Here is an 8,620-nt window from a genome sequence, read left to right on the forward strand (position 1 = left end):
ACGGCGTGCGCCCGGAGCTGTTCACCGAGACGTTCTGGGCGTCCCTGCACGGACTGGCCACCCTGACCCGAGCGGGACGGCTCCCGCCGCAGGACGCCGAGCGCAGGACGGCGCTGCTGGTGGACCGGCTCGCCATGCTCTGACGCACCGTCCCGGACGGCACACGGCACACGGCACACGGCCTACGGCCCTCGGGCCCCGCTGCCTGCCTGCGGCATCACTGCCGGTCACTCGCGCCCACACGGCGGCCGCAGACCACCGGCCCCGTACCCCCGACGGGGCACCCGGCCCGGAAGCCGCAGTGGAGGCGGTCAGGCGGTCAGGCGGCCGTTGGCCGGAGGCGGACGGGCAAGGCCTGGTGGCCGTTGCTGAGCAAGGAGGCGAGCGGCTTCAGCTCCTGGGTCGGGACAGCGAGTTCGATCTCGGGGAACCGGTCGAAGAGAGCGCTGAGCACGGTGGCGACCTCGAGGCGGGCGAGAGGTGCACCGAGGCAGAAGTGGAAGCCGTGGCCGAAGGCCAAATGGTCCTTGACCGTGCGTGTGACATCGAATGCGTCCGCGGTCTCCCCGTGCCAGTCGGGGTGGCGGTTCGCCGCGGCGTAGGAGGCGAGGATCGCCTCGCCCTTCGCGATGATCTGACCGTCGGGCAGTTCGATGTCGGTGACGGCGTAGCGCAGGGGCAGATGTTTGAGGGCCGGCTCAAGGCGTAAGACCTCTTCGACCACGTCGTTCCAGCTGGCACGGCCGACTCGGACGTGGGCGAGCTGGTCGGGGTGGGTGAGGAGCTGGGTGATGGCTTGGTCGATGACGTTGACGGTCGTCTCGTATCCGGCGCTGATCATCAGCAACAGGGTGTCGCGCAGCTCGGCCTCCGACAGGCTTCCGCCGTCTCCTTCCCCGTCGCGCGTGGTGATGAGGAGGGAGGTCATGTCGTCGCCGAGCGTGGTGCGCTTGGCCGTGATGAGTTTGTCGAGGGCTTCGTACAGTGCGGCGCTGTTCGCAGCGGACTCTTCGGCGGTCAAGGTGGTGTCGAACACGCCGTCGACGACCGTGCGGAAGGCGACTCGCTGATCGGCGGGCACGCCCATGAGGTGGCAGATGACCGCGATCGGCAGCGGGTAGGCGAGGTGCTCGCGCAGATCGATGGCCTCGTCCACCGGGAGGGCTTCGATGTCGTCGAGAAGGCCGGCGGTGATGGCATCGACGTCCTGCTGCAGGGCGGCGATGCGTTGGTGGCTGAATAAGGGCGCGATCATGCGCCGCAGGCGCCGGTGGTCCGCGCCGAAGGCGGTGAACATACTCTCGACCGCCACCCAGAGGGCCAGCGGCCAGGTCTGTATGGCGTCGCCGAACTCCGGCCAGTGGGCCCGGCCGTCCTTGGACACGTTCGGGCTCTTCAGCAGGCCCTTGAGGAGTGTGGGGTCGGTGATGGACCAGGCGGTGACGCCAAGGATGTCGACGCGGACCGCCGGGCCGTGGGCACGCAGCTGCCGGTGCTCATCGTGCGCGTTGGCGCCGGTGGGGTCGAGGAAGATCGGGGCCGTGGGCAGGGTTGTCACAGTGGAAGGTCCCTTCAGACGGACGTGGTGATGGTGGGGAACACGACGGGCAGGGTGGTCAGGGCGCGGTGGAGAGCGTTCCGGCCGGGCTTGTGCTCCACGGTGTGATGCTGGGCTGGCGCAAGGGCTGAGGTCACTGAACGTCACGACTGTTCCAATCGCGTCCGCTCCATTGACCGGATGCGTCCCTGCGCTGTGACAGGTTTTCCGTGTCACATTTGCCGGCGGCGTTCGGAGCGCAGTTGTCGCCGGGTCTCATCCCATGCTCATCGCCCTTTTCCAGAGGTAACGGCACTCTGTGACCGCAGAGTGGGGACCACTCGTTCGTTCGGGGCGGCGCCATCCACACACCACAGTGGTGGTCCGCTACTCGCCCGCCGGGAGGGCAGGTCTGCGGTTTCCGGGGCTGTGGCCGGGCTCCCGGCGTCACACCGCGTCCGGCGAGGTGCCAGGCGGCTTTGGCTACTGTGGCGTCATGAACCCGCGTGGTGTTCTCGTTGGCATCCTTCTTGATCGTGGCGAAGACGCGATCGGCATGGCGCGCACCGCCTGCTGCTCCCCGGATCCGCTGTAACCGGCTACGGGGGCCTACCACTTGACCGGGTCCGACAGGGCGTCACCGGTAGGTGCAGTGCGTACTCAGCTACGGCGACACGCCCTGTGACCTGCTTGGCCCGCACGCTGACGTCGATTCCCAGCGCGTCGCCGGCCTGCCGGGCCATGACCGGACCGGCGGCCCGCCGCACGGCGGCGAGGATGCGCTGGTAGTCCGGCGGAAGGGTGGTCTCCTCCACGCCTGAGGTGCGGGATCAGCATCACCGCCCGTCCGCCCACCTGCCCGGGCGCCGGCGCGACAGAGGCGCGCTCGTCGGCGAGCTGCTCGCTCATCCGCCCAAGGGCCCGCTCCGCGACGGTGAGTGCGAACCGACAGGCTGGTCCTGGAGCGATAGATGGCGCAACGGTCTTTGGCGTGACTGGTTGCCGGGCTATTCACCGGCTTGGGCGTGGGTGGGGATCTTGGTGATGCCAGGGCGTACCGGGGAGGTTAGCGAGGTGCCGCGAGTACGTCCCGGAGTACGTTCTCGAGCGTGACGCGGGCCAGTTCGTGCCTCAGGGTCGCCTCGATGCCCTCGTAGATGCCCTGCATCGCCGGCTGGATGCCGTGACCCACCACGCATTCCTGGTCCGGGGTGGTGCGGTGCATCGCGAACAGCGGGCCGGTTTCCACTGCCTCGTACACGTCGAGCAGGGTCATCGACTCCAGCTCGCGCGCCAGCGACCAGCCCGCGCCCACGCCCCGCCGGGACTCCACGAGCCCGGCCCTGCGCAGCTCGCCGAGCAGCCGCCTGATCACCACGGGGTTGGTGTTCGCGCTGGCCGCGATCTGCTCGGAGGTGGCGACCTCATGGCCCTGGCGCTGGTAGAGGCCGATCCATGCCAGCGCGTGGGCGGCGATGGTCAGCCTGCTGTTGGCGCTCATGGACTCCTCCTGTCGGCTGCAACGCTTCATGTTACGACAGCCCAGTCGTAACAGCGAAGGTTGCAACAGTCTGTCGTAACAATTAACGTTGCGACTGCCGGAAAGGGTCAATCAATGAGGTGAGAAGAATGAGCAAGTCACTCATGGGCAAGGTCGCCCTGGTCACCGGGGGGTCGCGCGGACTGGGAGCCGCGACCGTACGGCTGCTGGCCGAGCAGGGCGCCGACGTCGCCTTCACCTACGTCAACTCCGAGAAGCAGGCGCAGGCCGTCGTCGACGAGGTGCACGGCAAGGGAGCCAAGGCCGTCGCCTTCAAGTCCGACCAGGCGGACACGAGCCGGGCGCCGGCGCTGATCGACGACGTGGTCGCGCACTTCGGCGGCCTGGACATCCTCGTCAACAACGCGGCGATCTCGGTGGAGCAGGGCCGCACGGTGGACGACCCGGACGCCGACACCGCCGCACTGGACCGGATGCACGCCACCAACTACCTCGGCGTGATCGCCGTCATCAGGGCCGCCTCCCGCGTGCTGCGCACGGGCGGCCGCATCATCACGGTGAGTTCAGGACTGGGCTCCCGGGTCGGCATCCCGGGCGTTGCCGACTATTCGGCGACCAAGTCAGGCATCGAGAGGTACACCATGGGGGTCGCACGCGACCTCGGGCCCCGCGACATCACGGCCAACGTCGTGGAAGCCGGACTGATGGACAGCGGCATGCAACCGCCGGACCCCGATACCCTCAAGGCCCTGCTCAGCTCGCTGTCCCTGCAACGCATGGGACACCCCGACGAAATCGCCGCGGCGATCGCCTTTCTGGCGAGCCCCGCCGCGTCGTACGTCACGGGCGCGGTGCTGGACGCCCACGGCGGCTACAACGCCTGACCCCGAACCCCAGCCGCGCGCCCCGAAGGACATCACACCTTCGGGGCGCGCACCGCCGACGACCCGCGACAAGGCGTACGACTCGAAGGCTGTGCGCGGTGAGCCGCGACGCCGCTGCATCCAGGCGGTGACCTTCCGCAAGGGCTCCCCGAACATCAAGGGCCCGGCGCTCGGGCAAGCTCCGCCAGTCGCCGGGCAGGCCTTCGCCCTGCTCCACCGGTTCAAACGCCTCGCGGTCCGCTGGGAACGACGTATCGAACTCCACCACGTCTTCGTCTTGTTGGCTCGCCGCACCCTCGCCGACTCGAACCACCCCGACCGCCCCAACCGCACCGTCCAGACACGGCAGTTGTACCGCTACCCGCGCTGGCGCAACCAGAACGTCCGCCATCCCGATGTCCTGGCCGCCCAGCGACGCGAACGCGCCCGCATCCGCATCCGCGTCCGCGCCGAGAGGGGCATCCGCCGGGGCGGACGACCAGTTGCCACCGCAGCGTGGGATCGCGACCCGGTGAGCGGTTCCGGTCACCGCACCAGCTCGAAGGGGTTGGGAACTGCTGCCGGTGCAGTGAGTGGGAGTGACTTTGGGCGAGTGTGAGTGAGTGGCGGGGGCGGAGGTGTGGGCCCGGTCGTCCGCACGGGCCGGGGTCTGTGCCGCCATGGGTGTGTTCTGGGTCCCTGATTCTCGGGGGGAACGGGAGTTCTTGGGTCGAATGGGTGACCTTTGCGGGTTGGTCTCGTTGACTGCGGTGACGGTGAATCTTCGAACTCCGGGCGGGGGTGGACGGGTGGGTGGGTTGCGGGAGTTGGCGGCGTCGTTCGTGGTGCCCGGTCCGGCCGGGGTGGCGATCCGGGACCGGCTGCGGGTGAGCGCGGCGGACGCGGCGGTGCTGACGGAGGTCGGGGTGTTCCTGGGCTCGCTGGCGGCCGGGGATCTCGTGGTACGTGCCCGGCAGGGGCTGGGTCACGACGCGGCCTCGTGGGCCGTGCGCAAGCGGGCGTTGACGGGTCGGTCGTCGGCGCGTTGGGCGGGCAGTATCACCAAGGCCAGCCAGGACCAGTGGGCGCTGGCGAGGCGCGGGCAGGCGGCCCATGTGGGCTGGCTGCGCGGGCAGATCGCCGCGATCGAGGCGCGGCTGGCGAGGCCGCTGGGCGCCAAGTCCAGTAAGCGCGAAGGGCTGGTGCGTGGGTATGCCTCGCGGGGTGAGTGGCATGCCAAGTCCCGCCGCCTGCACACCCTGAAGGACCGACTGGCCGCGGTGGAGGCAGACTGGAAGGCGGGCCGGGTGCGGGTGGTGCGCGGCGGCAAGCGCCTCGCGCACGCCCGCCATCATCTGGCGGCGGCCGGGCTGGACGAAGCGGCGTGGCGGGCACGCTGGCAGGCCGCGCGAATGTTCCTGACCGCGGACGGGGAGTCCGGTAAACGGTTCGGCAACGAGACGATCCGGGTCACCGACACCGGACAGCTGTCGCTCAAGCTCCCGGCCCCGCTGGGCCACTTGGCGAACGCGCCGCACGGCCGGTACGTGCTGGACGCGACCGTGCGCTTCCAGCACCGCGGGCAGGAGTGGCGGGACCGGATCACCGCCCATCGGGCGGTGGCCTACCGCGTCCACCACGACCCGGCACGCGGCCGCTGGTATGTCACCGCCTCCTGGCAGCGCGCCGTCACCCCGGTCCTGCCGCTGGAGGCGGCGCTGGCCCGGGGCGTGGTCGCGGTGGACATGAACGACGACCACCTGGCCGCCTGGCAGCTTGATGTGCACGGCAACCCGGTCGGCGAACCGCGCCGCTTCTTCTACGACCTGACCGGCACCGCGGAGCACCGGGACGCGCAGCTCCGGCACGCGCTGTCCCGGCTGCTGCACTACAGCCGACGCTGTGGGGCGGCCGCGATTGCCATCGAGGACCTCGACTTCACCGACGGAAGGAGCCGGGAGCAGCACGGCCGCAACAAACGTTTCCGCCGCCTGCTGTCCCGCTTCCCCACCGCGAAGCTCAAGGCCCGCCTGGTGTCGATGGCCGCCGAGCAGGACCTCGTCGTCGTCGCGGTCGACCCGGCCTACACCTCCCGCTGGGGTGCTCAGCACTGGCAGCAGCCGCTGACCACCCCAACTCGTAAGATTTCCCGGCACGATGCGGCGAGCATCGCGGTCGGGCGACGCGCCCTCGGGCATCCGATCCGGCGACGGACGGCACCGCCCCACCCCGACCAGAGTGATCGTCGTGGGCATCGGACCGTCCAGGCCCGACCGGAGACCTGCGAGCGTGAGGAAACCCGCCCCCGTATCCCCGGACCACGGACACGATCCGTGTCACCGGACGCGGAGCGAAAGCGGGCGACCAGGACATCCAACACCGTTCGGGATGTCCGCAGTGACCAGGTCTGGGTCCAAAACTCACTCCTGCTCACTGACTAGGAACGGTTGCCCTCTTCCCTCGCGATACGGTGCTGCCATGTCTCGATCAGTCGACACCGGATCAGTCTTGTCGCCCGTCACCGCGGACGACGTCGACCTTGCCGTGCGGCTCGTCGTGGACAACCTTCGGGACGCACCCCGCGAGGGGTGGGGCGGTAAGGCCGGTTCGCTGGAGTGGGACTGCTGGGAGACCGTCGAGCACCTCGCCAACGACCTGCTCTACTACGCCGTGCAGCTGGGGCCGCAGAGCCCGCCGCTGGACACCCATGTGCCTTTCGCGCTGAGCCGGCAGAGGACGGACGGACCCGCGGTCTTCGTCTTCGCGGACCGCGATGCGGGTCCGGCCGGCCTGGTGCAGGTGCTGGAGGCGTGCGGCGCGCTGCTGGTCGCCATGGTGCGTACGACGCCGCCCCGGGTCCGCGCCCACCACGCCGCCGGGGTGTCGGACCCCGAAGGCTTCGCGGCGATGGGGGTGGTAGAGACGCTGGTACACATGCACGATGTGGCGGAAGGCTTCGGGCTTGCCTGGACCCCGCCCTCTGCTCTCTGCTCACGAGTACTCGACCGTCTGTTTCCCGAGGCCCCGGGCGGCGCGGATCCCTGGCTCACCCTGTTGTGGGCCACCGGCCGCGCCGAACTGCCGGGGCACCCTCGTCCCACCACGTGGCGCTGGGTCAGCACACCCCGGTCATAGGAGCGGATCGGTTTCAGCCGCGGCCAGGCCGATGATCGTGCCCTTACCGCGGCGAGAGCGCACCGGGCCGCCCGTCCCAACCGACACCCTGGCGAACCTTAGTCCGTAGTTAAGGGCGTCAGCGTCGGACGGATGTCGCCGGCAAGCCTTCGTAAACCGATCGGTTTCCATTCTGGTGGAATCGAGTTAACCTCGCAATGTGACCAGCAAGGCGAAGCAAAGTCCCCGGGAGCGGCTGCTGGAAGCGGCGGCCACGCTCGCCTACCGGGACGGCGTCGGTGTCGGCGTCGAGGCGCTGTGCAAGGCGGCGGGGGTGTCCAAGCGCTCCATGTACCAGCTGTTCGAGAGCAAGGGTGAACTGCTCGCGGCGAGCCTGGAGGAACGTTCCTCCGCCTATGTGGCGAGGGCCCTGCCCGCGGCGGATGACGAGCGTTCACCCCGTGAGCGGCTCGTGCACGTCTTCGAGCGCGTGGAACTGCAGGCGGGTGAGCCCGAGTTCCAGGGCTGTCGGTACCTGGCTGTGCAGATCGAGCTGAAGGACCAGGGTCACCCCGCGAGCCAGGTGGCACACCGGATCAAGGGAGGGCTGACGGCCTTTTTCCGTGCCGAGGCCGAACGAGGTGGCGCGAGCGATCCCGACCTGCTGGCCCGCCAGCTGATCCTGGTCTTCGACGGAGCCGGCGCCCGTGCGGGGATCGGCGCCGACAGCCTGACCGGGCTCATCGCGCCCACTGTGGCCGCCCTGCTCGATGCGGCGGGCATGCGCTGACGCAGCGTCTTTCCGGGCAGGTTCGGTGACTGATGCGCTCTCCGGGCTGATGCCGGTCTCGGGTGGCCGACGCGGCCTGCATGGCTTCATGCCCTGGCTCTCCGGCACTCGGGGCGAAGTCCGGTGAGCGTAAGGGAATTGATGGGCAGCCGGGCACGGGGATGTGACCTTGTCGGCATCCATCAGTGCCCAGCGACAGGGCATGGATTCCCGGGGCCTCGGCCAGCCAGTCAGCCGGCCAGCCGGTCTGGTGGCTCGACAGCCGGGCGGGCGTCTTCCACCCCCCGCGTCGAGGCTGCGACGGCGATCGCCTTCTGGCCCGGGAGGAGTCGCAAGCGGTACGGCTGCGTGACACCGGCACGCTAGGCAATCGCCTCGGTAGAGGTGCCGTAGCAGCGCTGGAGCGTGAACTCGGCGATCGCGGCGCGTGGATGACGCTCTCACCTCTCTCCCCTGCCTCCTCGTCCGGCCCGTGCTGCCATGCCGGCGGGTGCCGGTCGGCTCGACCTGAGGGCGGCCGGTGGCGCGGCCTGGGATCAGTTCGGTGCTTGAGCTTGTGCATTGGAAACCGATCGGTTTACAGTGAGGACACGAGAAACCGATCGGTTTCCAAAAGGACTTCGGGAGTGCATGATGACAACGAATCGGCCGGTGGCCCTGGTGACGGGCGCGTCCTCCGGCATCGGCAGGGAAACCGCGCTCGCGCTGGTCGCGGCGGGCTTCGAGGTGGCCGGCACGGGCCGTGACACCTCGCGGGTCGCGCCGTTGGGCGGGGTGACGTTCTTCGACCTCGACGTGGTCAGCGACAAGTCGGC

7 protein-coding genes and 2 pseudogenes are annotated in these 8,620 nt (G+C 69.6%); 7 read left to right on the top strand and 2 right to left on the bottom strand.

Annotation, left to right across the window (positions count from 1 at the left end; all coding sequences use genetic code 11):
• Positions 1–143, top strand: a pseudogene (locus AB0I18_RS50815) (TetR family transcriptional regulator); the annotation flags it as partial.
• Between the two features lie 176 nt (positions 144–319).
• Here AB0I18_RS50815 and AB0I18_RS50820 read toward each other — a convergent pair.
• Both AB0I18_RS50820 and AB0I18_RS50825 read right to left on the bottom strand, forming a co-directional pair.
• Positions 320–1,549 (bottom strand): cytochrome P450, encoded by a 1,230-nt coding sequence (locus AB0I18_RS50820; RefSeq protein ID WP_363112683.1) that lies wholly within the window; start codon positions 1,547–1,549, stop codon positions 320–322.
• A gap of 1,054 nt (positions 1,550–2,603) precedes the next feature.
• A complete protein-coding gene (locus AB0I18_RS50825; RefSeq protein ID WP_363112677.1) occupies positions 2,604–3,038 on the bottom strand; it encodes an Rrf2 family transcriptional regulator in 435 nt (144 codons plus the stop codon).
• A 128-nt stretch (positions 3,039–3,166) separates the two neighbouring features.
• On the opposite strand from AB0I18_RS50825, the gene AB0I18_RS50830 reads away from it, so the two are divergent.
• From AB0I18_RS50830 to AB0I18_RS50855, 6 genes and pseudogenes are all read left to right on the top strand, one after another.
• The gene (locus AB0I18_RS50830; RefSeq protein ID WP_363112678.1) at positions 3,167–3,922 is read left to right on the top strand and encodes an SDR family oxidoreductase; all 756 of its coding nucleotides are present in this window, start codon (positions 3,167–3,169) and stop codon (positions 3,920–3,922) included.
• Between the two features lie 280 nt (positions 3,923–4,202).
• Positions 4,203–4,409, top strand: a pseudogene (locus tag AB0I18_RS50835) (IS630 family transposase); the annotation flags it as partial.
• A gap of 301 nt (positions 4,410–4,710) precedes the next feature.
• Positions 4,711–6,342, top strand: coding sequence for an IS200/IS605 family accessory protein TnpB-related protein (locus AB0I18_RS50840; RefSeq protein ID WP_363112679.1), 1,632 nt, complete (start codon positions 4,711–4,713; stop codon positions 6,340–6,342).
• A gap of 37 nt (positions 6,343–6,379) precedes the next feature.
• Positions 6,380–7,036 (top strand): hypothetical protein, encoded by a 657-nt coding sequence (locus AB0I18_RS50845; protein WP_363112680.1) that lies wholly within the window; start codon positions 6,380–6,382, stop codon positions 7,034–7,036.
• Positions 7,037–7,235: 199 nt separating this feature from the next.
• Positions 7,236–7,805 (top strand): TetR/AcrR family transcriptional regulator, encoded by a 570-nt coding sequence (locus tag AB0I18_RS50850; RefSeq protein WP_363112681.1) that lies wholly within the window; start codon positions 7,236–7,238, stop codon positions 7,803–7,805.
• A 633-nt stretch (positions 7,806–8,438) separates the two neighbouring features.
• On the top strand, positions 8,439–8,620 hold a 182-nt coding region (locus tag AB0I18_RS50855; RefSeq protein ID WP_363112682.1), incomplete at its 3' end, for an SDR family NAD(P)-dependent oxidoreductase.

The sequence above is a fragment of the Streptomyces sp. NPDC050704 genome, assembly GCF_040654355.1.
GTDB lineage: Bacteria > Actinomycetota > Actinomycetes > Streptomycetales > Streptomycetaceae > Streptomyces.